The following is a 24,600-nucleotide window of genomic DNA, read 5'->3' as shown; positions in this document are numbered from 1 at the left end:
ACGGTTCAATTCGCCTTAGAAAACGCTTTACGATGGGTGTGAATCGACATCAAAATGCCAAATCCGGCCATGAGTGTCACCATCGATGTACCGCCATAGCTGATCAGGGGCAGCGGGACGCCAACAACGGGTAAAATACCACTCACCATGCCGATATTAACAAAGACATAGACAAAGAAACTTAAAACTATACTTCCCGCCATCATCCGACCAAAAGCGGTTTGAGCACTACCGGCAAGGTACAGCCCTCGGCCAATAATAAATAAATAGGCTGCGAGCAGAGCAAGTACGCCAATCAACCCCCATTCCTCAGCAATGACGGCGAAGATAAAGTCAGTATGCCTTTCGGGTAAAAACTCTAAGTTAGACTGGGTACCATGTAACCAACCTTTACCTGATAAGCCTCCCGAACCAATCGCGATTTTACTTTGAATGATGTGATACCCCGCTCCCAGTGGATCGGATTCTGGATCAAACAAGGTACGTACGCGAGTTTTTTGATATTCGCGCATAAAGAAAAACCACATGACAGGGACAAACGCACTAACGGCGATCACGGCTGCCGAGATGATTTTCCAGCTAATACCGGCTAAGAAAATAACAAAAACACCGGAAGCTGCAATCAAAATGGAGGTCCCTAAGTCAGGCTGTTTGGCGATCAATATTGCTGGGAAAAAGACCATTATTAATGCGACGGCTAGGGTCATTAAATCTGCTGGAATAGGTCGTTGACCAATATATCGTGCCACCATTAGTGGTACAGCCAGTTTCAGCAGTTCTGACGGCTGAAAACGGATGAAACCGAGATTGAGCCAACGTTGTGCTCCTTTGGAGGATTCTCCAAAAAAGAGTACCCCCAGCAACAATATCACACCACAAAAAAACAACAGCGGCGCTAAACGTTCGTAGCTTCTCGGTGAGAGCTGTGCTAAGCCAACCATCACTAACAGCGCCATAACCATACGCATGGCTTGGCGCTCCATCATCGCTAAACTTTGTCCACCAGCACTGTACATCACGACCAAGCCAAATCCCATGACCACTAATAGAGCAAGTAATAAGGGCAGATCAATATGCAAACGTTCAAAAAAAGCCCGGTTTTGTCCGGTAGCGGGATCCATCTTCATTATGGTTTATCCTCTTGTGGCCTCAAGATCACATGATCAAAAATACGTCTCACGACGGGAGCCGCAACACCGGAACCACCACCTGCGTTTTCGAGTACTAAGCTGACGATCAGTTTCGGATGATCGATGGGCGCAAAACCAACGTAGAGTGCATGATTGCGTAAATGTTCAGCCAGTTCGTCGGCGTCATACTCTTGACCTTCTGCTAGACCAAAGACCTGCGCGGTTCCTGATTTACCGGCACTTTTGTATTTTAAGCCTTGAAAGGCACGTCGAGCGGTGCCTCGACTACCGTGGTTAACCAGATACATCCCTTGTATCGCAATATCCCAGTACTTGTCATCAATTTCATCAATAGGAGGGAAGGTTACGTATTCGGTCTCTTTTTGAGTCGAGAAAGGCTGACCGTTTTTAATCGTAGAGCGCAGTAAATGCGGGGCAATCACTTTCCCTTTATTCGCAACCACCGAAGTCGCTTTCGCCAATTGCATCGGTGTTGCGGTCCAATAACCTTGACCAATTCCAACCGGGATAGTGTCACCTTTGTACCAAGGGGTACGATGACGAGCCATTTTCCATTCACGAGTGGGCATATTGGCTCGACTTTCTTCGAAAATATCGATGCCAGTTAAATCTCCAAACCCAAAACGCATCATCCAAGTCGATAAGTTATCAATTCCCATATCGTAAGCAATTTGGTAGAAAAAGGTATCTACCGATTCTTCAATCGCTTTTAAGATATCAACCCGGCCATGCCCCCAGCGCAGCCAGTCTCGAAAAGGGCGCGTGTCGGAATTGGGGATTTGCCAAGAACCATGATCGTTACGTGTCGTTCTTGGCGTAATGATGCCATCGTGTAATGCTGCTGGAGCAATAAACGGCTTTACGGTTGAAGCTGGTGGATAAATCCCCAAGGTCGCTCGGTTAACTAAAGGACGGTTAATGTCATTCAGTAACTTATTGTATTCGGTTGATGAAATGCCATGCACAAAAGGATTCGGGTCATAACTTGGGCTTGAGACCATCGCTAGTATGCCGTTATCTTCTGGATCTAAGACAATCGCCGAGCCGCGGCGACCGTCCAATAATTGATGGATATAAAGCTGTAAGTCAATATCCAAGTTAAGAACAATATCTTTACCGGGAGACGGCGGCACGTATTTTAAGGTCCGAATAATGCGTCCACGGCTATTAACTTCAACTTCTTGATAGCCAGCGGTGCCGTGTAACAGATCTTCGTAGTAACGCTCAATACCTAACTTACCAATATCGCGAGTTGCTTGATAGTTAGCGGCTTTACCTTCACGTTGTAGTCGTTCTACATCGCGATCGTTAATTCGTGATACGTAGCCAATTACATGAGTTAAGACTTCTCCATAAGGATAAAAACGCTTTAAATTCGCGCTCACCGATACCCCTGGGAAATTATGCTGATGCACGGAAAACTTCGCTACATCTTCATGACTGAGTTGTGTGAGTAGAGGAATGGCATTAAAGCGTCGAGTTTGGCGGCGATCTCTTTCGAACGCCGCAATTCGTTCTTCTGGAATGGTTAAAATTTGCTGCAGACGAGCGATGGTATCGTCCATATTGTTTACTTGTTCAGGAATAATTTCCAAGTTAAACACAGGACGATTTTCCGCCAGTAAATGACCATTGCGATCGTAAATTAATCCACGGTTGGGGGCAATCGGGACAATTTTAATGCGATTATCGTTGGAGCGAGTTTTGTAATCTTGGTACTGTTTCACCTGAATATGATAGAGGTTGGTGATCAGCACACCCATTGCCACGACAATTCCCATGAAAGCGACGATAGCTCGACGACGAAACAGTCGGGCTTCCGCTTGGTAATCTCTGATTGGACTTCGCTTACGCAGCATCGCTCATTACTCTCGATGGTAAGGATGATTGGCCGTGATACTCCATGCTCGATAGAGACTTTCAGCCATAACCACACGCACCAGTGGATGGGGCAGAGTTAAGGGTGATAATGACCAGCTTTGTTCAGCGGCCGCCTTGCAGCTTGGTGCCAGCCCTTCTGGTCCACCAATGAGAATGGACACATCTCGTGCATCGAGTTTCCAACTTTCTAATTGCTCTGCCAACTGCTCAGTATTCCAAGGTTTTCCGGGGATATCGAGCGTAACAATTCGATTTCCCTTGGGTACGGCGGCGAGCATGGCTTCGCCTTCTTTTTGTAAAATACGTGCAATGTCAGCATTTTTTCCACGTTTCCCCGCCGCTATTTCGACTAATTCCAATGGTAAATCATGAGGAAAGCGTCGACGGTACTCTTGAAAGCCCTCTTCAACCCATTTCGGCATTTTGGTGCCGACGGCGATCAGTTGAATCTTCACACTTAGCCCCAGAGTTTTTCTAATTGATATAAAGCGCGATGCTCTTCTTGCATGACATGAAGCATCGTCGACCCCATATCTAATACGACCCATTCACCTTCTTTCTCGCCATCCATACCGAGAGGCTCTAAGCCAATTTTCTTTACCTCGTTGGCAATGTGATCGGCAATCGAGGCCACATGGCGTTTTGAGGTGCCAGTACAAATCACCATGTAGTCGGTCACACTTGATTTACCTTGGACATCAAGGGTAACGATATTAACGGCTTTCATGTCATCGGCTTTATCAGCAAGGAAATGGGTAAGTTGTTGTTGCTGCAATGGTGAATCCTCATAGTATGGTTCGTTGATGATGGTCATCAAAGGTTATTCTGCTGCTAAAAAAGCGCCGTAGTATAACACGCTTTTAAGTCGGTAAAGCGACGTTTGCTTGCGGTAGGCAGCATTGCAAGCTCAGTTGCTGCATCAGTGGCCAAATGGGTTGGCTATATTGAGTCTTAGCCAATAATTCACACTGAGCAAGTAGTTGCAGCAGTTGACGAAGTTGCGGCACGGATAATCGCTGTAGAGCGGCAGAGTAAAGTGGCCGTTTGGTTTGCCAAATTCGGTATTGATTAAAAACGTTACCTATCGCTTGTGTCTCTATAGCCTGTCGCATCTGCAACAATTGAAACAGTTCTTTTTGTACGGTGCGGATTAAGATAATGACTTCAGTGTCCTCGGCAGCCAGTTGGCGCAAAATACGTTGCGCTCGGTTGGCCTTACCTTCGAGTAAGGCATCGATCCAGTGAAAAGCGGTAAACTGGTTGTGGCGACTGAGCGACTCTTCTAAACGTAATAATGTTAATTGCCCATCAGGATAAAGGAGCACTAATTTTTCTAGGCTTTGTACCAAAGCCAGTAGATTGCCTTCGTGCCATTGAGCGAGCATTTGAATCGCTTCGTTATCCGGTTTTAAACCTAGAGCTCGGCAGCGAGCCGCCACGAACTGAGGTAAACGAGAAAGTTCAGGCGTTAAGCAGTTAACCCAGCAAGCCTGTGCACTTAATGTTTTAAACCATGCGGTATTTTCTTGCGCTTTAGCCAGTTTTCCACCGATGATCACCAGTAAAACATCAGGACTCAGCGTTGCTGTTAAGCTGGCGAGCTCTTTACCTAATGCTGCGTTAAAGCCATTCTCTGCGACTTCTATTTCTACGATCTGGCGTTGAGAAAAGAGGCTCATGGATTGGCAACAATCATACACCTCGTTCCAATTGAGGGACGCATCGGCATTAAAGCGGTATTTTTCAGTAAATCCTTGCTCTCGCGCTTTGCGTTCAATCGCTAAACGTGATTCTTGAATCAATAAGGGTTCATTACCCAAGATTAAATAGACAGCAGAGAGCGAGCGGTTGAGGGTTTCGCTGAGTTTGTCGGCGTACAATCGCATGGTTAACCCTATAACATATTAATGGTATTTGAGTTATCAAGCTCAGATTGAGTTTGGACGTTAGAGTCAGTCTCTTCAAAACTCCCATTAGGAATGCTGGCCTTTAGGCGTGCCATTTGGCGAATAATTTGGCTGGCCGCGAGTTTACGCATTTCATCGACAATCATTTCTCGTTCAGCAGATTTTGCTAACGCAGTCAGTGGGTTATCTAAGTAACTGCGAGTCACGCTGGTGGAAAACGTTCTTGTACCAACCTCTGGTATAGTGACGCGATAAGAAGTATTAAAGGTCAGCTCTTTTTCGGCGGCGCGAGTATTTTGATACAGCGATAAGGTTCGCTCACTCAAACTTTCACCATTGAGATGCAAATTAGCTACATTACTCGCCGGCTCAACGAGTTGGATCTCGTTCATGCGCAGTTGACCTTTGACCAGCCGTGTTAAGGTGCTGTATTGATCGTTACTGGTCAGAGACATCATGCTTAACTCTTCTGGAATGTCATAGTCTCCACGTAAATGGAAGCCGCAGCCAGCGATAAAAGTTGAAGCGATCAATAAAATAATCAACAAAGGTCGAGTTGTTACAGGCAATATAAAACGCATGGGGTATTCGTTCTCGTCAGTGAGTTTACTTATCTTAGCTTACCGCATTCGATAAACTGAGATAAGTAAACAGGGCGTAAGCCCTGTTTATGTGCTGATAACGAAAAGTTGTGGCTCGGTCTAATAAGGTGGTCATTCGATCGGTTTTTATATCGATGACCACCACAGACCATGAGCTGATAACTTAACGTTGCTTGGCTATACAGACAGTCAGCTTAGCGATTAGTTCGCCACGATGTTGAGCAGTTTGCCCGGTACATAAATGACTTTACGAATGGTTAAACCATCAGTAAATTTCTGTACGTTTTCATCTTGTAGGCCAAGCGCTTCAACCTGCTCTTTCGTTGCGTCAGCGGCAACAGTCAATTTACCACGTAATTTACCATTCACTTGCAAGACAACCAGTTTCTGATCTTCAACTAATGCGGTTTCGTCGTAAGTCGGCCACGTCGCTTGGTCAATATCGACTTCGCCGAGTGCTTGCCACATTTCAAAACAGATGTGTGGCGCGATAGGGTAAAGCATTAAGGTGATGGCTTTTGCCGCTTCATCCAAAATAGCTCGGTCTTGTTCAGACTCTTGTGGCGCTTTAGTGAGCTTATTCATCAGCTCCATGATCGCAGCAATCGCCGTGTTAAAGGTTTGACGACGAGCAATATCATCAGTCACTTTAGCAATGGTTTTATGCACATCGCGACGCAACGCTTTTTGGTCGGCATTTAAGATATCGCTTTGTACTGCAACCGCAGCGCCTTTAGCGGTATGTTCAGCGACGAGCTTCCATACCCGTCTTAGGAAGCGGTTCGCTCCTTCAACACCAGACTCTTGCCACTCCAATGTCATATCGGCAGGCGAAGCGAACATCATAAATAAACGTACTGTATCCGCACCGTATTTATCAACCATCTCTTGTGGGTCAATACCGTTATTTTTTGACTTAGACATTTTGATCATGCCTGAGTGTTCAACTTGACGACCTTGATGATCAACCGCTGATATAATGCGACCTTTCCCATCACGTTCCACTTTAACGTCGGTAGGAGAAATCCACTCTTTAGTGCCTTTCTCATTGCTATGATAGAAAGCGTCAGCTAATACCATGCCTTGGCAAAGCAATTGTTTGAATGGCTCGTCGGAGGTGACATAACCAGCATCACGCAATAGTTTATGGAAAAAGCGTGAGTAGAGCAGATGCATACAAGCGTGTTCAATACCACCGATATATTGATCAACCGGTAGCCAGTAGTTGGCTTTAGCTGGGTCTAAAATATCGTCTGCTTGTGGTGAGCAGTAACGTGCGTAATACCAAGACGATTCCATAAAGGTATCAAAAGTATCGGTTTCACGTAGTGCAGGTTGACCATTAAATGTCGTTTCAGCCCATGTTTTATCGGCTTTAATCGGACTGGTTACACCATCCATAGTGACATCTTCAGGCAGGATCACTGGTAATTGATCGGCAGGAACGGGATGAACTTGACCATCTTCAGTGGTGACCATTGGGATGGGGGCACCCCAGTAGCGCTGACGAGAAACGCCCCAGTCACGTAGACGGAAGTTAACGGTCTTTTTACCTTTACCTAGCGCTTCGAGTTTAGCTGAAATGGCATCAAAAGCCGCTTGGAAAGTTAGGCCATCGAATTCACCAGAATCAAACAGTACGCCTTTTTCTGTATAAGCTTGCTGGCTGATATCTAACTCGCTGCCATCTTCAGGCTTAATCACCGGAATAATATCTAAGCCGTATTTGGTGGCAAATTCGTAATCGCGTTGGTCGTGTGCCGGAACCGCCATTACCGCGCCAGTCCCGTAGTGCATTAGCACGAAGTTCGCGACATAGATAGGCACTTCTCGGCCATTTAAAGGATGAATAGCCGTCAGGCCCGTCGCCATGCCTTTTTTCTCCATCGTCGCGAGTTCGGCTTCGGCAACTTTGGTGTTTTTACACTCTTCAATAAAGGCCGCCAGTTGCGGATTATTGGCAGCGGCTTGAACCGCGAGCGGGTGCGCGGCAGCAATACCTACATAGGTAACCCCCATCAGCGTGTCTGGGCGAGTGGTATAGACTTCAAGATCTTGCGCCTGATCTTTAACTTGGAAGCTCAGTTCTACCCCTTCAGAGCGGCCAATCCAATTGCGTTGCATGGTTTTAACCATTTCTGGCCAGCCGTCAAGGTTATCTAAATCATCAAGCAATTCTTGCGCGTAAGCGGTGATCTTAATAAACCACTGTGGGATCTCTTTTTGCTCAACAGGCGTATCACAACGCCAGCAGCAGCCATCTTCCACTTGTTCGTTAGCGAGTACGGTCTGGTCATTAGGACACCAGTTTACTGAGGAGGTTTTCTTATAAACCAACCCTTTTTCGTACAGTTTGGTGAAAAACTCTTGTTCCCAACGGTAGTATTCAGGACGGCAAGTAGCGAATTCACGGCTCCAGTCATAACCAAAGCCCAGTAATTTGAGCTGGTTTTTCATGTATTGGATATTTTCGTAAGTCCATGGTGCTGGCGCTGTTTTATTTTTAACTGCAGCATTCTCGGCCGGTAAGCCAAACGCATCCCAACCAATCGGTTGCATGACGTTTTTACCTTGTAAACGTTGGAAGCGAGAAACGACGTCACCAATCGTGTAGTTACGTACGTGGCCCATGTGCAGTCGACCGCTTGGATAAGGAAACATCGAAAGACAGTAGAATTTTTCTTTATTTGGGTCTTCACTTACAACAAAGGTTTTATTGTTGTCCCAGTGCTGTTGAACTTTCTGTTCAATATCTTGCGGGTTATATTGATCTTGCATCGATGACATCCGGTTATCTTGGAATTTGTGAGTTCGGTTCGAACAGGTACTAATAGATCAACATAGAATACCTAAAGCAGCACAGCACAACAATAGCCAATCCGACTGAACGAGGTGACTTATGCGAAAACAGAAAGCAGGTTATGAGGCGTTAGTAGAAGAAGTGCTCGAAACGTTGAAACAAAGCCCAGAAGAGTTAGAACATATTTTAGACACATCAGGTAAGGTTGTGGCAGCGGCGAATGACTTGACTCAAGATGAATTAGCCCTCATTTCAGCTTATGTTAAAGCTGATTTAAAAGCCTTTTCTGAACAGTATGAGCAGAGTAAAGCTGGGCCATTTTATTTAATGATTGCCAATTCTATCTGGCAAGGGCTGTTGGATATTACGGATAAAACTAAAGTAGAGTGGGTGGAGCTATTTCAAGATCTTGAGCACCAAGGTGTTTATCAAGTGGGGGAAATGATTGGCTTGGGGATCTTAGTTTGCGAAAGTTGCAATCATAAGGTTGAGTACAATCACCCAACAGAAATTGTCCCTTGTCTGCGCTGCGGCCATAAATTATTTAGCCGTCAGCCTTTGCAGCCTTAGCAAAAATCAAGAGGTCGAACCCCAAGCGCGATATGGATGGCGCTTGAGGATAGATCGAGTGTTATTGCCGATTTAAGATCGGCGAATCGTGACCAGCCCTATGGTAAGGCTAGCAATAACCCATAAATAGAGTGGCCAGCTCCCTAGTCGATGATAGGGCGTCTGTCCGCGAGTCGGAATGATCTCGGCTCTCAACACTGCCGTTTCGAATTGCGGGATTTGATGCGTGATTCGGCCATAATGATCGGTGATCGCGGTGACTCCGTTATTTGTTGAACGAATCAGAGGCTTACCAAGTTCTAAGGCGCGCATACGGGCAATTTCCATGTGCTGTAATGGGCCAATCGAGTGACCAAACCAAGCGTCATTCGATAAGGTCAGCAAAAAATCGGTTTGTTCGGTGACATTGACACGAAGTTGTTCATTAAAGATGATTTCGTAACACAGCGCGGGGGCGAAGGCGAATCCTTTAGCGATGATATTCGGTTGAATATAATCTCCCCGACTAAACGAAGACATCGGTAGATTAAACAAGGGTGCCAGTGGTCTTAGCCACGCTTCAAAGGGTACAAACTCACCAAACGGTAACAAGTGATGTTTATGATAGCGTTGCGTCACATCGTAGCGATACTCTGCATGTTCCGTCTCACCTAACGCTAAAATACTATTAAAATAATGCCCTTGCTGATCATGGTTTAAAATGCCGGTGATGACCGCGCTCTGGTTCATTCGTGCGGCGGAATCTAAATTGCTGAGAAATGACCCAATTTCTACTTCAAAAGCAGGGATGGCGGCCTCTGGCCAAATAATAATATCGGCATCCCAATTTTCACGGCTCAGATCGGTATATTTCATGATAGTTGGCCAGCGTTGGTTGGGATGCCATTTTAAAGATTGTTCCACATTACCTTGGATAATCGCTACGCTAGTGGCTCGTTCTGGTTGCGGTATCACCCATTGAACCGAACGAAGTGCGACACCGATGATGAAAATACTGATAGGCAGCAGTAAGTAGCGCCAAGCTTTGTTTTGCCAAGCATAAGCGCATGAACCAGCACAGATCATCAGTAATAATGTTAACAGCTCAACACCCGCCAGAGGAGCGAAAGAGGCCAACGGCCCGTCGATCTGGCTATAACCAAGCCATAGCCAGGGGAATCCGGTCATTACCCAGCCGCGTAACCAATCACTGATCAGCCACAGGGCGGGAACGGCGAAGAGAAAACGTGACCAATGAGTGGTTGAGAAAAAACGATTAAGAGCCCAAGCAAATAGGCCGTTATACAGGGCGAGATAGGCAACAAGTAACAACATCAGCAGCAAGCCAGCAATTTCCGGCATGCCTCCGAAGGTATCAATACTGACGTATACCCAACTGATCCCAACACCAAATTGGCCAAGTCCCCAGCTATAACCGAGCAGTGCCGCTTGTTTGGGCGTTTTCTTCTCAATAAGCAGTAATAAAGCCAAAGGGCTGAGAATGGCGATCGGCCAGATTTGATAAGGGGCAAAGGCTAATGTGGTCAGCGCGCCAAAAAAAACAGCCAAGATAGGCTGTAAGCGGCGTGAAATAACATCTTTCATCCAGTCATGCTCTCATTAAGTGATTCGGGCAGAGATAGCCTGAGTCAGCATCGTTACCTTTAAGTTTGACGCGAATCGTCAGCGTTATGTTGATGATTCGCGTCAAGGTTCAATGGTAGTGATTCGATAATCACTGTGACTGGCGGTTCTCGATAACCAGCTACTCTTCCATAGTCTCTGGAAGGGCTTGTAAATCAGGGATGGTGACTTGCAGTTGGACGACTCTTCGACTGTCAGCGGCAGTGACTTTAAAGTTATAGCCGCCGATATCAATCACCTCTCCACGAGAAGGTAAATGGCCAAAGGCCGTCATCACCAAACCGCCAACCGTATCGACTTCTTCATCGCTAAACGAAGTACCAAACGTTTCGTTAAACGATTCTATGGTCGTTAACGCTTTCACGGCGTAGGTATGTTTACTTAATTTACGAATATCCAGTTGCTCTTCATCATCGAATTCATCCTCGATATCTCCGACAATTTCTTCGAGAATATCTTCAATCGTGACTAGGCCGGATACACCGCCAAACTCATCTACGACAATCGCCATATGATAACGTTCCTCACGGAACTCTTTTAATAGGCGATCAACGCGTTTACTCTCAGGGACCACCACGGCAGGTCGAATGACTTCTTCGATATTAAATGGGGCGCTGCTTGAGCCTAAGTATTTGAGTAAGTCCTTCGCAAGAAGTATGCCTTCGACATGGTCTTTATCTTCACTGATAACAGGATAGCGGGAGTGTTGAGCATCGGTAATGATCGCAATCAGCGTATCCATATCATGGGTGCGTTCAACGGTCACCATCTGTGAGCGGGGGATCATGATATCCCGTACTCTCATTTCCGCAATTTCCATCACGCCTTCAAGCATGTCGCGTGTGTCGTGATCGATAAGGTCATTGATTTCTGAGTCTCTGATCACATCAACCAGGTCTTGACGGTCTTTAGGATCCGTTTGAAACAGTTGACCTAGGCGTTCAAAGAAGGACTTTCTACTCGGACCTTCAGATTTTTCTTTTTTTCCTTCGGTCGAATAGGGCGAGTTATCGTCGTTCATTATTTCTCTTATTGGTAACGCTATCAGATGTGTGATAGCTCACATGTAAGCTTATACGCAATCGGTTCCTGACTAACCAAGCGGTGTAGTGGTTGTTACCTTAATAACAATGGTTAACCTACAGCGCTGAGTTAATGGGGCGTATTGGCTTAGTTTTTCTCCGCTAAATATGGGTCATCAAAGCCCATGTTTTGCATGATTTCTGTCTCAAGGGCTTCCATCTCGTCCGCATCTTGATCATCAATATGGTCATAACCTAGCAGATGAAGAGTGCCATGTACAACCATATGCGCCCAATGAGCCATCAAAGATTTCTCTTGTTCAAGCGCTTCTTGCTCAACGACTTGTCGACAAATGACTAAATCACCCAATAGATCCAGCTCAATTTCCGCTGGGGCTTCAAATGGAAAAGATAGCACATTCGTCGGTTTATCTTTGCCACGGTAGTTTAAATTTAGCTGATGACTCTCCGCTTGATCAACAATACGAATGGTGACTTCAGCTTGAGATTGAAAAGGGGTTACTGCGGCGCTAAACCACGTTAAAAAATCATCAAAGCTAGGGAGACCTTGCTCATCTTCAACGGCAATTTGTAAGTCTAGTTCGATAGACATCACTAATGAGATTCCTCGATGTTCGATGTTGCTGCCGACGTCATATTCGTGTGTTCACGTTCTTCACGACGACGTTGCTCATTGATTTTACGTTGTTTTTGATCTTCAGCTTCCCATTTTTCATAAGCATTAACGATGCGAGCAACGACTGGGTGACGAACCACATCTTCAGCTAAGAAAAAGTTGAAGCTAATTTCATCAACCTCATTGAGTACTTCAATCGCATGGCGTAATCCAGAGCGAGCACCACGGGGTAAATCTATCTGTGTTACGTCACCGGTGATCACTGCGCGTGAGTTAAAACCGATGCGGGTCAGGAACATTTTCATCTGTTCCACGGTGGTATTCTGGCTTTCATCAAGGATGATGAATGCATCATTTAGCGTGCGTCCACGCATGTAAGCCAGTGGCGCGACTTCGATAACATTACGCTCAATGAGTTTTTCAACGCGTTCAAAACCGAGCATTTCAAACAGAGCGTCATAGAGTGGACGTAAGTAGGGATCAACTTTTTGACTTAAATCACCGGGTAAAAAGCCCAGTTTTTCCCCCGCTTCTACCGCTGGACGGGTGAGAAGGATGCGTCGCACTTCTTGTCGTTCTAGGGCATCAACTGCGGCGGCAACCGCCAAATAGGTTTTTCCCGTACCCGCTGGACCAATCCCAAAAGTAATGTCATGGGTGACCATATTCACTAAATACTGAGCTTGGTTTGGTGTCCGCGGTTTAATCACGCCTTTTTTGGTTTTAATGAACACTTCTTTGCCATAAGCGATGGCAGATTCGTGATTTTGTTCGAGTACGCCTGCTTCTTTAATCGCAAGATGAATACGCTCTGGCTCAATATCAGTAATATTGCCTTGCAAAGGGGCAGTGTCTACATATAACGTTTTGATGATTTCTAAGGCGGCTGCGGCAGTATGAGGCTTGCCGACAATGGTAAAGAAATTGCTACGGTGGTTGATTTCGACACCGAGGCGACGCTCAATATGTTTAATATTATCATCAAAAGGACCGCATAAGCTGGCTAAGCGGCGGTTGTCGGAAGGTTCGAGAGTGATCTCTAAAGTAACGATTTTATTGCTCAAATTGGCCTCTCAATAAATCATGAATAAGTAGCCGATGTTGACCGGCTACTCATGGAATGTTGTGACCAAAAGCGTCAATCTTCCTCACACATCATTATGAGGGGACTTACCCCATATTATGGCGTGAAAGAAGCAACGCCTAAGGCATCTTCTCGGCGCGTTTTTGCCATCATTTGTGAAGGTGAAATAACGACGCGTAGGTTCATTTCCGACTCAGTACGGATCAGTTCACCACGTAGGGAGTTGGAGAAGACATCAACAATCTTCACATCAACGAATTGACCAATCAGATCGGGTGAGCCTTCAAAGTTGACGACACGGTTATTCTCAGTGCGTCCGCGCAGTTCCATCAAGTTTTTCTTTGATGGACCTTCGACTAAAATACGCTGTTCAGTATCAAGCATCAAACGAGAATAGCGCATCGCTTGGCTATTAATTTGTTGCTGAAGTTCATATAGGCGCTCTTTTTTCGTCTCTTCCGATACATCACAAGGATAATCGGCGGCTGGCGTACCCGGGCGAGGTGAGAAAATAAAGCTAAAGCTCATATCAAAATCAACGTCTCTGATCAGTTTCATCGTGGCTTGGAAATCATTATCCGATTCGCCAGGGAAACCAACAATAAAGTCAGAGCTGATTTGAATGTCCGGACGAGCTTTACGCAGCTTACGGATGATCGATTTATATTCGATCGCCGTGTGTGGGCGCTTCATCATGGTTAAGATGCGATCACTGCCACTTTGTACAGGAAGATGCAGGAAGCTCACTAGCTCCGGCGTATCTTCGTATACCGCGATGATGTCATCAGTAAATTCTAGCGGGTGACTGGTCGTAAAGCGAATACGGTCAATACCATCGATTGAAGCTACTAAACGCAATAATTCAGCAAATGAGCAGATGGTCCCATCGTGCATTGGTCCACGATAAGCATTGACGTTTTGCCCTAGTAGGTTGACTTCACGCACGCCTTGATCGGCCAATTGTGCTATTTCATATAACACATCATCCATTGGACGGCTCACTTCCTCACCACGCGTATAAGGTACGACGCAGTAAGTACAATATTTTGAGCAGCCTTCCATGATGGAGACAAAAGCGGTAGGGCCTTCTGCTTTAGGTTCAGGTAAGCGATCGAATTTCTCGATTTCAGGAAAAGAGATATCCATCACTGGTGCATCAGTCGATTGTGATTGCTTGATCATTTCAGGCAAGCGGTGCAAGGTTTGCGGGCCAAAAATCACATCAACAAACGGGGCGCGCTCACGAATATGATCGCCTTCTTGGGTTGCTACACAGCCGCCCACACCAATCACGACACCTGGTTTTTTGTCTTTAAGATTTTTCCAACGCCCGAGTTGATGGAAGACCTTCTCTTGGGCTTTTTCCCGGATTGAACAGGTATTAAGTAGAAGTACGTCTGCTTCCTCTGGCTCTTCAGTTAGCTCATAACCATTTGCCGCGTTGAGCAAATCGGCCATTTTCGATGAATCGTATTCGTTCATCTGACAGCCCCAGGTTTTAATTAGCAGTTTCTTACTCATCTCACTTTCGCTCGTTCAATAGTTTGTTCAAATAAGGATCCGCCATCACGACGGTAGCGGCGTATTGTACTGCTTTCGTTTGTGACTGACTAGGGTTAGAAATAAATTATAACCGTTGCTGTTACTGGGTTTTCACCCTGTTTTATACAAGGTTTTAGGACAAATATGTTCGCAAAAAAAAACTCACTCCGTACAATGGACCCAGAAAGAGAGTAACCCAAAAGGGTCAAGCATGAATAATTTTGATGTTGTTGTGGTCGGTGGTGGAATGGTCGGTGCTGCCGCTGCTTTAGGCTTTGCAAAACAAGGGCGACGAGTGGCGCTAGTCGAAGGCTATGCTCCGCAGCCATTTTCGCCAGAGCAACCGATGGATGTGCGTATTTCGGCCATCTCGCAAACCTCTGTTGATTTATTACAATCGTTAGGCGCTTGGTCGGCAATTGCAGAAATGCGTCTCTGTCCTTATCGTCGTTTAGAAACTTGGGAGCACCCAGAGTGTCGCACTCGTTTTTCGAGTGACTCTTTAGGATTAGCGCAACTGGGTTTTATGGTTGAAAATCGAATCCTTCAATTGGGGTTATGGGAGCAGTTTGCACTGTATCCAAATCTGACGCTATTTTGCCCCGATCAACTCAATCATATTGATTTTAGTACTGAACTCAAAACGATCACTTTGCAATCGGGTGAGGTTTTGCATAGCCAATGGATTATTGGTGCGGATGGCGCTCAGTCACAAGTGAGAAAAATGGCGCAAATTGGCATCACGGCTTGGGATTATCGCCAACACTGTATGTTGATCAATGTTGTGACGGAAAAACCACAACAAGACATTACTTGGCAACAGTTTTTTCCTTCTGGACCTCGATCGTTTTTACCGTTAACCGGTCATCAGGCTTCATTGGTATGGTATGACTCACCACAGCGAATTAAGCAACTGGCGAATTTATCATTAAGTCAACTTAGAGAAGAGATCCTTAACCATTTTCCACAAGAGCTTGGTGATATTGAGGTGTTGCAGCATGGTCATTTTCCATTAACTCGTCATCATGCTCAGTGTTATGTCAAGCAGGGGTGTATTTTAGTCGGCGATGCCGCGCACACGATTAACCCTCTTGCAGGGCAGGGGGTGAATCTCGGTTTTAAGGATGTCTCAGTATTATTAGCGGTGACAAAAGAAGCCTCATTGTTCACTGCAGCGCATTTTGCTCAGTATCAGCGTCAACGTCGCCCTGATAACTTATTGATGCAAACTGGCATGGATGTATTTTATAAAACATTCAGTAACGATAAATTACCTTTAAAAGTAATGCGCAATGCTTTATTGAAAGGGGCGGATTATACGGGACCGATTAAGCAGCAGGTATTACGCTACGCGCTTGGTTTGTAAGTGAGTTAGATGGCGAGCGATAAAACAAAAACGCTGCCATGATGGCAGCGTTTCGTTTCAAGTCTTGAGTGTAAGTTAGCGATAAATCGCTTATTTAGTTACACGAAGAACGGGAGTTTCACCAACCGTTACAGAACCTGACAACTTGCTCAGTTCTTTAATCTCATCCATGTTAGAGATAACAACCGGAGTCAGTGTTGATTTGGCTTTTTCTTCTAGCAAAGCAAGATCGAATTCAATAATTGTGTCACCCACTTTTACTGATTGACCTTCCTGAGCGATACGCTTAAAGCCTTCGCCTTTCAATTCAACGGTATCAATACCGAAGTGAACAAACAGCTCAACGCCATCGTCAGATTCAATAGAGAATGCGTGATTCGTTTCGAAGATTTTACCGATAGTCCCGTTTACTGGAGCAACCATTTTGTTACCAGTAGGTTTAATCGCAATACCATCACCAACGATTTTCTCGGCAAACACGACATCTGGCACATCTTCAATGTTTACAATTTCACCAGAAAGCGGTGCAATAATTTCAATTGCACTTGCGTCAGCGCTGTCATCAGAGACTAGCTTTTTAAGTTTGTCAAACAGACCCATTGTGTCATGCTCCTAACGTTTCAAATTTATTCTATACCAGTATAGTATACCAATCCCAAACAATAGACGACTATTTTTATATCCTTCAAGGAGTTTGCTGATCGTCACCTATTGTAGGGGGCTGATGGCTTATTGGCACTTCTCTGCGATGAATTTTTCTACACACGCTTCAATTTCAGCGGCGGTCGGTAATGACAACGCATGTTCTGCCATGGCTTTGACTTCTGCAAAATTGGTGTTACGAATCACTTTTTTTACTTTAGGGATAGAAATACCACTCATCGAGAATTCATCTAATCCCATACCCAGTAATAGTAGTGTTGCGCGCTCATCTCCTGCAAGCTCACCACACATTCCGGTCCATTTTCCTGCAGCGTGAGAAGCATCAATCACTTGTTTAATCACCGTTAAAACCGCTGGTGATAATGGGTTGTACAAGTGAGAAATCATTTCGTTACCGCGGTCTACCGCTAGGGTATATTGGGTCAAGTCGTTGGTGCCAATCGAGAAGAAGGCCACTTCTTTCGCTAAATGATGAGCGATCGCTGCTGCTGCTGGTGTCTCCACCATCACACCAATTTCGATGTTTTCGTCGAATGCTAGCCCTTCGCTGCGTAGCTCAGCTTTGTACTCTTCAATGGCATTTTTCAGTTCACGAATTTCTTCAACTGAAATGATCATTGGGAACATGATGCGCAATGTGCCGTGTGCCGATGCACGTAAAATACCACGCAACTGATCGCGCAGAATATCACGGCGATCTAAGCTAATACGGATTGCACGCCAACCCAAAAATGGGTTCATTTCTTTTGGTAAATCCATGTAAGGTAAATCTTTGTCACCACCAATATCCATAGTACGGATAATGACCGATTGGCCTTTCATCGCTTCGGCAACTTGTTTATAAGCTTGATACTGCTCTTCTTCGGTCGGAAGGGCGTCACGGTCCATAAATAAGAACTCGGTACGATACAGACCAACACCTTCTCCGCCGTTACGAATGATGCCATCGCAATCTTTTACGGTACCAATGTTACCGCACACTTCAACACTATGCCCATCAAGGGTTTGTGCTGGAAGATCTTTTAATTTGGCAAGTTCTTCTTTTTCAGCAAAGAAGTCGCGCTGTACTTGTTTGGCTTGCTCAAGTTCAGCTTCGGTTGGATTAACAAAAATTTTGTTATTAATTGCGTCGATGACCAGCATGTCACCATTTTTTACTTGTTTGGTAATGTCATTAGTACCAACAATCGCAGGCAGTTCTAGAGAGCGTGCCATGATTGAGGTATGTGAGGTGCGGCCACCAATGTCACAAGCAAAGCCAAGCACATAATCAAGGTTGATTTGTGCCGTTTCTGAAGGCGTTAGATCGTAAGCAACCAAGATAACTTTTTGATTAATATCACTGAGTGATACGATATTAATGCCTAATGCATTTTTTACAAAGCGGGTGCCGATATCACGAATATCCGTTGCACGCTCTTTCAAATATTCATCATCGAGCGATTCAAGGGCAGCGGCTTGCTCTTCAATCACTGTATAAATCGCGTTATCTGCTGATAATTTATCATTTTTGATGAGGGCTAAAATTTCATCTTCTAGCTCTTCATCTTCCAGTAGCATGATATGGCCTTCGAAGATGGCCTCTTTCTCTTCACCAAAGGTCTCAAGCGCTTTTTGTTTAATGACAGTGAGCTGCGCGGATGATTTTGCGCGTGCGTCGTAAAAACGCTCAATTTCTGCTGCTACATCTGCGTCTGAGATGGTGTTTGTGTTTAGGACTATTTCATCTTCTTGAAGTAGTAGTGCTTTACCGATAGCAATACCTGGAGATGCTAGGATGCCTGAAATCATAGCCTTACCTTAAATTGGTCAACTGTAAACGGGAGAATATGGACGATGTGCCAACAATAACATTTAGCTTATTGTTGGTCATATTTCAAATAAGGCCACTTTGTCGTTTAAACAAAATGACCTTTATCTAAAATAGAGAGCGTCGATTAGTGAAGTTGGTCCATTAGGGCAACTAGATGGTCAACGGCTTCTTTCGCTTGAGGGCCTTCAGCCGAGATAGAGACCACTGTGCCTTTAACTAGGCCAAGGGTTTGTAGTTTAAATAAGCTTTTAGCACTGGCGCTTTTACCGTTTGAAGTGACAGTAATATCTGCATCGAACGCTTTTGCTTCTTTAACAAACTGTGCAGCTGGACGAGTATGAAGACCGTTTTCTGCAGTGATTTCTACTTGCTTCTCGTACATGTGTTATACCCCAATTAATGTAGTTTTTGTAAGTTGTTCACTTAGATAAGCTTAACCTTAACTGCCCATTTCTGCTAGCGGAGTAACGGGATTTTCGTGGTAGCGCTTATTTCAGTTTAAAACAATCAATGGCTGAGGTAGAGTTTTACCAAAAATCAGCCTTGACTTTAATCTTGCCTGCTTCTTTATTTTGAAGCTAGAAATAAAACATCCCGATATTACCAAAGGTGGGGCAAGGATCAACAAAAAAGCCCCTGCATGGGGCTTTTTTAAACGAAAATTTGATTTAATCACCTATTACTGTTGGTTTTCTTTCTCAGTAAAAATACCGGCAAAGAGCGCTGTACTTAGGTAACGTTCACCTGAGCTTGGCAGCACAGTGACAATGGTTTTTCCAGCAAATTCAGGAAGTTCAGCGAGGCGATTAGCGGCGACAACCGCAGCACCTGAAGATATTCCGGCTAAAATCCCTTCTTCTTCCATTAAGCGGCGAGCCATATCGATGGCTTCATCAGACGTCACGGTTTCTACACGGTCAATCAGTTCTAAATCTAGATTGCCTGGAATAAAACCTGCTCCAATACCCTGGATTTTGTGTGGCGCAGGTTTTATTTCTTCTCCTGCCAAAGCTTGGCTGATCACTGGCGATTCTGCTGGTTCTACGGCAACAGAAATGATCGCTTTACCTTTTTCACCCTTAATATAACGGCTTGTTCCGGTGAGAGTACCACCAGTGCCCACCCCAGCAACGAAGACATCAATTTGGCTATCGGTGGCTTCCCAGATCTCAGGGCCTGTGGTTTTTTCGTGAATAGCAGGGTTGGCTGGGTTATCGAATTGCTGAAGCAGTAAGTATTTACTTGGGTTGCTGGCGACGATTTCTTCTGCTTTGGCAATAGCGCCTTTCATGCCTTTTGCTGCTTCAGTCAATTCAAGGTTAGCACCAAGCGCTTTGAGTAGTTTACGACGCTCAAGACTCATCGACTCTGGCATAGTTAAGGTCAGTTTATAACCACGGGCTGCAGCCACAAAGGCCAAAGCAACGCCAGTATTGCCACTGGTTGGTTCGACTAGCTCAATCCCTTCTTTTAGCTTGCCTTGCTTTTCTGCTTCCCAAATCATGTTAGCGCCAATACGACATTTAACACTGAAGCTTGGGTTACGTGCTTCTATTTTGGCTAACACACGGCCGTTACTGACTTTGTTTAGGCGAACCAGAGGAGTGTTACCGATAGTCAGAGAGTTGTCTTCGTAAATTTTACTCATTGTGCTGTCCCTTTATTACGCATAGATCAATCGTTGATGCGTTGCTACAAATTGGTTGATACTGGTCAAGAATAGAGATTCGATAGAAAAGTAAAAGGATTAAAAAGTTATAACTTATTAGCGATTTATTAGATGGCTTTATTCTCTTCGCTTATAGACTGATGTGATTCATTACCTAGATAGCTGAGCTACTTAGCGGACATCGTCTTGCTGGCAGATGCCGAGTGATTGGTGTGGGAATATTTAAACTCACCAACCCACATGGCGGTGGCTCCGCATACTGCAATTGGCATAATAAAAAGATTAACCACAGGAATCGTGGTTAACAGCGCGACTATCATGCCAAAGCCGTAAGTTTTACCTGGTTTTTGTTTTAACTGGTTTCGCATCACTTTAAAGTCAACTTTATGGTTATCAAAGGAATAATCACAATATTGGATGGCGAGTATCCAAGCGGTGAATAAAAACCAGACGATGGGCCCTAGTGTTTGCCCCAAGCCGGGGATGAGTAACAGTAGAAATAATCCTAGTGCTCGGGGAATAACGTAAAAAAGCTTTTGTCCCTCACGAAGAAGAATGCGTGGCGTATCCTTGAGTACAGAGAATAAGCTGAGATCGCTTTCGATTTTTCCGGTTATTTTTTGCTCGACTTTTTCGGCCAATAGGCCATGAAAAGGCGAAGCAATAAAATTAGCTAGCGTGCTGAAAAAATAGGAAAAGGTACCGAGGATGGTGATAGTGAGCAATGGCCAAAGCAGATAATATAGCCAAGATAAAAAACTAGGTAGAGCGTCAAGCCACTGGGTTATCCAATCGTTAAGATGGGTGAAAAGATAATACAAAGCCGTTCCAATCAGCAGCACGTTGATCATCAAAGGAAGTAAAGTAAAACGACGGATGCCTGGTGAAAAAGCCAGATGAACACCATCAAAAAAATAATCTAATCCAGAGCGTGTGGGCATGGTCTCTTCCGAAATGAACGCAAAAAAACAGAATTTAGAGTGTAACTGAAGCTTACAATAATAAAAATGCGCCTGTAGACGTAACTTCTAACATTAAGTTGTTCTAAATCAGGGGTAACTTTTGGTAAAGTAACCTTATAGTTTGATACACCCCACCTTGGCAGACGTTCAACATAGGCGTTAGAGCTCGGAACATCAACACCGAAACACTGAGAGTTTAAGATGCAGGAATTGCGATTCGTACTCATTATTGTTGGCGGGCTAGCGATAGCCGCTTTATTGTTTCATGGTCTTTGGACCAGTAAAAAAGAAGGTAAGTCGAAGTTCGGCGATAAGCCGCTCGGGCGTATCAATGTTGAACATCAAGATAAGAAGGTCGCAAAAGAGGCGAAGTTGGCGTCAACTGACGAAGTGACTCGCCCTGATCGTCGAGAGCCTGATTTTGGTTTAACTGGTCATGATATTGACCCTTTAATTGCTGATTATGATTTGCAAGACAGTGGCGATGCAACACAACAAATCGTTCCTAAACATGATCTCGATACAGCAGCGCCAGAACCGAGCGTTAAATTAAAGGCTGACGCTATTTCAGAAGAAAGTCGTATCGAAACGTCGATGGTTGAACCGCAACCTGAATCTATTACTCCGGCTCAAACTGAAGCACCTGAAGAAGAGCCTGAAATGCAGGTGATTGTGCTTAATGTACACTGTGCAGGTGCTGAGCCTTTTGTTGGTAGTAAGTTATTTGACAGCTTTCAGCAAAATGGGTTGTTGTATGGTGAGCTGGATATCTACCATCGTCATGCTGATTTATCAGGAACGGGTAAAGTGTTATTTAGCGTGGCTAATATGTTACAGCCGGGAACATTAAAACATGATGATCCAGCGGAATTTACCACCAAAGGCATCTCTTTCTTTATGACCTTACCTTGTTACGGTGACGCTGAGCAGAATTTCAAGTTGATGCTTAAAACGGCTCAACAAATTGCCGATGATATGGGCGCCAATGTTTTGGATGATGCACGTAACCTGATGACACCCAATCGGCTAGCTGAGTATCGTAAGCAAATTCAACAGTTCAAACTTAAACAGCAGTAATTAACACCTCACAAGGCTCCGACCGGAGCCTTTTTTCATGATCCGAGAGAATACCAATGCAACACGTAGAGCAAAGATTACAAGAGTTACGGCAGATCCTGAATGAACATGCGATACGTTATTACGTGGAAGACGCCCCAACCATTCCAGATGCTGAATACGATCGGTTGATGCAGGAGTTATTAGAAATTGAAGCGCAATATCCACAATGGGTAAGTGAAGACTCGCCTAGTCAACGTGTTGGCGGAGCGCCGTTATCGAGTTTCGAAGCCGTTACTCATGAAAGACCGATGTTATCGTTAGAGAATGCCTTTGCTGATAGTGAGTTGGATAGCTTCTTTCGTCGTATCGGTGAGCGAGTTGCTGCCACTCAGCATGCTCGTTTTTGTTGTGAGCCTAAATTGGATGGGTTAGCAGTTAGTCTATTGTATGTGGATGGTCGATTAACTCAAGCTGCGACTCGTGGCGATGGTACGACAGGTGAGAATATCACTGAAAATGTACGTACCATCAAATCGATCCCTCTCAAACTCTCTGGAACCGGATGGCCTTCACGGATTGAAGTTCGAGGTGAAGTGTTTATGCCCAAAGAGGGTTTTGAGCGGATGAACGCTCAAGCACTGAAAAAAGGTCAAAAGGTGTTTGTTAACCCACGTAATGCGGCGGCTGGGAGTTTGCGTCAACTCGACTCTCGTATTACGGCTAAGCGTCCTTTAGCGTTTTATGCTTACAGTGTCGGAGTGGTCGAAGGTGCTGAGTTATCGACCAGTCATTATGAACGTTTTTTACAGTTAAAAAGCTGGGGGCTTCCGGTTAGCCCTGAGACGCAGCAGGTAGAAAACGCGGCGCAAGTTAAAGATTACTATCAAACGATTATGGCAAGACGAGCTAACTTGCCTTACGAAATTGATGGTGTGGTGATTAAAGTTGATGATATTGCACTGCAAGAGAAATTAGGATTTGTCGCTCGTGCTCCTCGCTGGGCGATTGCTTATAAGTTCCCTGCTCAAGAGGAAATGACTCGTTTAAATGAGGTTGAATTTCAAGTAGGAAGAACCGGAGCCATTACGCCTGTTGCTAAGTTAGAACCGATATTTGTTGGTGGTGTGACGGTCAGCAATGCGACGTTACATAACGCGGATGAGATCGAGCGATTAGGCGTAATGGTTGGCGATACGGTAATTATTCGCCGTGCTGGTGATGTTATCCCACAAATTGTTTCCGTGGTGTTGGAACGTCGTCCTCAAGAGGCTCAACCGATAATTTTCCCGAGTCACTGTCCAGTTTGTCAATCTGATGTGGAACGCGTCGAGGGCGAAGCGGTTGCTCGCTGTACTGGCGGCTTAGTGTGTCAAGCGCAACGCAAAGAAGCGTTAAAGCACTTTGTATCACGTAAAGCAATGGATGTAGACGGTTTAGGCGATAAAGTCATTGAGCAGCTCGTAGAGCGAGAAATGGTCGAAACGCCAGCCGACTTATTTAAACTCCGAGCGGGTGAGTTAACCGTATTAGATAGAATGGGCCCTAAATCGGCTCAAAATATCACTCAGGCACTGATTAACGCTAAGCATACGACCTTAGCCCGATTCTTATATGCCCTAGGTATCCGTGAAGTTGGCGAAGCAACAGCGATGAATCTGGCTCAACATTTTTGTACTTTGGAAGCAATTAGCCAAGCCTCTGTTGAGCAGTTGATTGAAGTTCAAGATGTAGGAATGATTGTGGCGAGTCATGTGCATGCTTTCTTTAGTCAGGAAAAGAACCAACGTGTTGTACAAGAGTTAAGAGACTTAGGCGTAACGTGGCCTGATATTGAACCTCAAGATGTTGCAAAGCCACAGCCACTGGCTGGAAAAACAGTGGTATTGACGGGCTCTCTGGTTCAATTATCACGCAGTGAAGCTAAAGCGGCTTTACAAAGCTTAGGGGCCAAAGTGACTGGTAGTGTATCAAAAAATACCGATATGCTGTTTGCGGGCGAGGCGGCAGGATCTAAATTAGTTAAGGCTCAAGAGCTGGGAATCGAAATATTTTCTGAGCAAGATTTGTTGGATCTTCTCACCTAACGATTTTAAATGCTAACCAAAACCCTTAACCATTGATCAATGGTTAAGGGTTTTTATTGCCAAAAATAACTTAATTTAGAAGAAGAAATTAGTGAGATAGATTGTAACTATTTTGTCACTTTCTATTTTTGATCAATGCGACCGACTTCAATTATTAAATTGTTT

Annotated in this window: 21 protein-coding genes; 4 read left to right on the top strand and 17 right to left on the bottom strand. The window is 44.9% G+C overall.

Annotated elements, in window-relative coordinates; translation table 11 throughout:
* Positions 1 to 5 precede the first annotated feature (5 nt).
* The 7 genes from rodA to leuS form a co-directional block, all read right to left on the bottom strand.
* Positions 6 to 1,127, bottom strand: coding sequence for a rod shape-determining protein RodA (rodA, locus tag CAG58_RS07650; RefSeq protein ID WP_161425606.1), 1,122 nt, complete (start codon positions 1,125 to 1,127; stop codon positions 6 to 8).
* A complete protein-coding gene (mrdA, locus tag CAG58_RS07645) occupies positions 1,127 to 3,010 on the bottom strand; it encodes a penicillin-binding protein 2 (RefSeq protein WP_161425607.1) in 1,884 nt (627 codons plus the stop codon). Before mrdA ends, rodA begins: the two co-directional genes overlap by 1 nt.
* Positions 3,011 to 3,016: 6 nt before the next feature.
* Positions 3,017 to 3,487: a 23S rRNA (pseudouridine(1915)-N(3))-methyltransferase RlmH gene (gene rlmH / locus CAG58_RS07640; protein WP_040904558.1), complete on the bottom strand. Its 471-nt coding sequence runs from the start codon at positions 3,485 to 3,487 to the stop codon at positions 3,017 to 3,019.
* A 2-nt stretch (positions 3,488 to 3,489) separates the two neighbouring features.
* Positions 3,490 to 3,846 carry a ribosome silencing factor gene (gene rsfS / locus CAG58_RS07635; RefSeq protein ID WP_372447417.1) on the bottom strand — a complete coding sequence of 119 codons (357 nt, stop codon included), beginning with the start codon at positions 3,844 to 3,846 and terminating at the stop codon, positions 3,490 to 3,492.
* Positions 3,847 to 3,892: 46 nt separating this feature from the next.
* Complete coding sequence (gene holA / locus CAG58_RS07630; protein ID WP_158144129.1) at positions 3,893 to 4,918, bottom strand: DNA polymerase III subunit delta; 1,026 nt, start codon at positions 4,916 to 4,918, stop codon at positions 3,893 to 3,895.
* 8 nt (positions 4,919 to 4,926) lie between these two features.
* The gene (locus CAG58_RS07625; protein ID WP_158138084.1) at positions 4,927 to 5,520 is read right to left on the bottom strand and encodes an LPS-assembly lipoprotein LptE; all 594 of its coding nucleotides are present in this window, start codon (positions 5,518 to 5,520) and stop codon (positions 4,927 to 4,929) included.
* 222 nt (positions 5,521 to 5,742) lie between these two features.
* Positions 5,743 to 8,319 (bottom strand): leucine--tRNA ligase, encoded by a 2,577-nt coding sequence (leuS, locus tag CAG58_RS07620; protein ID WP_161425613.1) that lies wholly within the window; start codon positions 8,317 to 8,319, stop codon positions 5,743 to 5,745.
* 121 nt (positions 8,320 to 8,440) lie between these two features.
* On the opposite strand from leuS, the gene CAG58_RS07615 reads away from it, so the two are divergent.
* A complete protein-coding gene (locus tag CAG58_RS07615) occupies positions 8,441 to 8,911 on the top strand; it encodes a zinc ribbon-containing protein (RefSeq protein ID WP_161425608.1) in 471 nt (156 codons plus the stop codon).
* A 72-nt stretch (positions 8,912 to 8,983) separates the two neighbouring features.
* Here CAG58_RS07615 and lnt read toward each other — a convergent pair whose 3' ends face one another.
* The 5 genes from lnt to miaB all read right to left on the bottom strand — a co-directional run bounded on the left by lnt (position 8,984) and on the right by miaB (position 14,798).
* The gene (gene lnt, locus CAG58_RS07610; protein WP_161425609.1) at positions 8,984 to 10,495 is read right to left on the bottom strand and encodes an apolipoprotein N-acyltransferase; all 1,512 of its coding nucleotides are present in this window, start codon (positions 10,493 to 10,495) and stop codon (positions 8,984 to 8,986) included.
* 160 nt (positions 10,496 to 10,655) lie between these two features.
* Positions 10,656 to 11,555, bottom strand: a complete 900-nt coding sequence (gene corC, locus CAG58_RS07605; RefSeq protein WP_004395717.1) for a CNNM family magnesium/cobalt transport protein CorC — start codon at positions 11,553 to 11,555, stop codon at positions 10,656 to 10,658.
* A gap of 149 nt (positions 11,556 to 11,704) precedes the next feature.
* Positions 11,705 to 12,169 carry an rRNA maturation RNase YbeY gene (gene ybeY, locus CAG58_RS07600; RefSeq protein ID WP_154168752.1) on the bottom strand — a complete coding sequence of 155 codons (465 nt, stop codon included), beginning with the start codon at positions 12,167 to 12,169 and terminating at the stop codon, positions 11,705 to 11,707.
* Between the two features lie 2 nt (positions 12,170 to 12,171).
* A complete protein-coding gene (locus CAG58_RS07595; protein ID WP_161425610.1) occupies positions 12,172 to 13,257 on the bottom strand; it encodes a PhoH family protein in 1,086 nt (361 codons plus the stop codon).
* Positions 13,258 to 13,373: 116 nt separating this feature from the next.
* Positions 13,374 to 14,798: a tRNA (N6-isopentenyl adenosine(37)-C2)-methylthiotransferase MiaB gene (gene miaB / locus CAG58_RS07590; protein WP_154168748.1), complete on the bottom strand. Its 1,425-nt coding sequence runs from the start codon at positions 14,796 to 14,798 to the stop codon at positions 13,374 to 13,376.
* Positions 14,799 to 15,030: 232 nt separating this feature from the next.
* Between miaB and CAG58_RS07585 the strand changes: the two genes are divergently transcribed.
* Complete coding sequence (locus CAG58_RS07585; RefSeq protein WP_161425611.1) at positions 15,031 to 16,185, top strand: 2-octaprenyl-3-methyl-6-methoxy-1,4-benzoquinol hydroxylase; 1,155 nt, start codon at positions 15,031 to 15,033, stop codon at positions 16,183 to 16,185.
* Positions 16,186 to 16,275: 90 nt separating this feature from the next.
* On the opposite strand, the gene crr is transcribed toward CAG58_RS07585, so the two are convergent.
* From crr to cysZ, 5 genes are all read right to left on the bottom strand, one after another.
* On the bottom strand, positions 16,276 to 16,785 hold the full coding sequence (gene crr / locus CAG58_RS07580; protein WP_004395712.1) for a PTS glucose transporter subunit IIA: 510 nt from the start codon (positions 16,783 to 16,785) through the stop codon (positions 16,276 to 16,278).
* A 129-nt stretch (positions 16,786 to 16,914) separates the two neighbouring features.
* A complete protein-coding gene (gene ptsI, locus CAG58_RS07575) occupies positions 16,915 to 18,639 on the bottom strand; it encodes a phosphoenolpyruvate-protein phosphotransferase PtsI (protein ID WP_004395711.1) in 1,725 nt (574 codons plus the stop codon).
* 146 nt (positions 18,640 to 18,785) lie between these two features.
* Positions 18,786 to 19,043, bottom strand: a complete 258-nt coding sequence (locus tag CAG58_RS07570) for an HPr family phosphocarrier protein (protein WP_004395710.1) — start codon at positions 19,041 to 19,043, stop codon at positions 18,786 to 18,788.
* Between the two features lie 297 nt (positions 19,044 to 19,340).
* On the bottom strand, positions 19,341 to 20,309 hold the full coding sequence (gene cysK, locus CAG58_RS07565; protein ID WP_161425612.1) for a cysteine synthase A: 969 nt from the start codon (positions 20,307 to 20,309) through the stop codon (positions 19,341 to 19,343).
* Positions 20,310 to 20,497: 188 nt separating this feature from the next.
* On the bottom strand, positions 20,498 to 21,271 hold the full coding sequence (cysZ, locus tag CAG58_RS07560) for a sulfate transporter CysZ (protein WP_004395707.1): 774 nt from the start codon (positions 21,269 to 21,271) through the stop codon (positions 20,498 to 20,500).
* Between the two features lie 222 nt (positions 21,272 to 21,493).
* Between cysZ and zipA the strand changes: the two genes are divergently transcribed.
* Positions 21,494 to 22,369, top strand: coding sequence for a cell division protein ZipA (gene zipA, locus CAG58_RS07555; RefSeq protein ID WP_161426115.1), 876 nt, complete (start codon positions 21,494 to 21,496; stop codon positions 22,367 to 22,369).
* Positions 22,370 to 22,425: 56 nt separating this feature from the next.
* Positions 22,426 to 24,435 (top strand): NAD-dependent DNA ligase LigA, encoded by a 2,010-nt coding sequence (gene ligA / locus CAG58_RS07550; RefSeq protein ID WP_161426114.1) that lies wholly within the window; start codon positions 22,426 to 22,428, stop codon positions 24,433 to 24,435.
* Positions 24,436 to 24,600 lie beyond the last annotated feature (165 nt).

The organism is Vibrio sp. V31_P5A7T61 (assembly GCF_009904895.1).
In the GTDB taxonomy this organism is placed as follows: domain Bacteria; phylum Pseudomonadota; class Gammaproteobacteria; order Enterobacterales; family Vibrionaceae; genus Vibrio; species Vibrio metschnikovii.
This window is presented reverse-complemented; position numbering and strand designations above follow the sequence as displayed.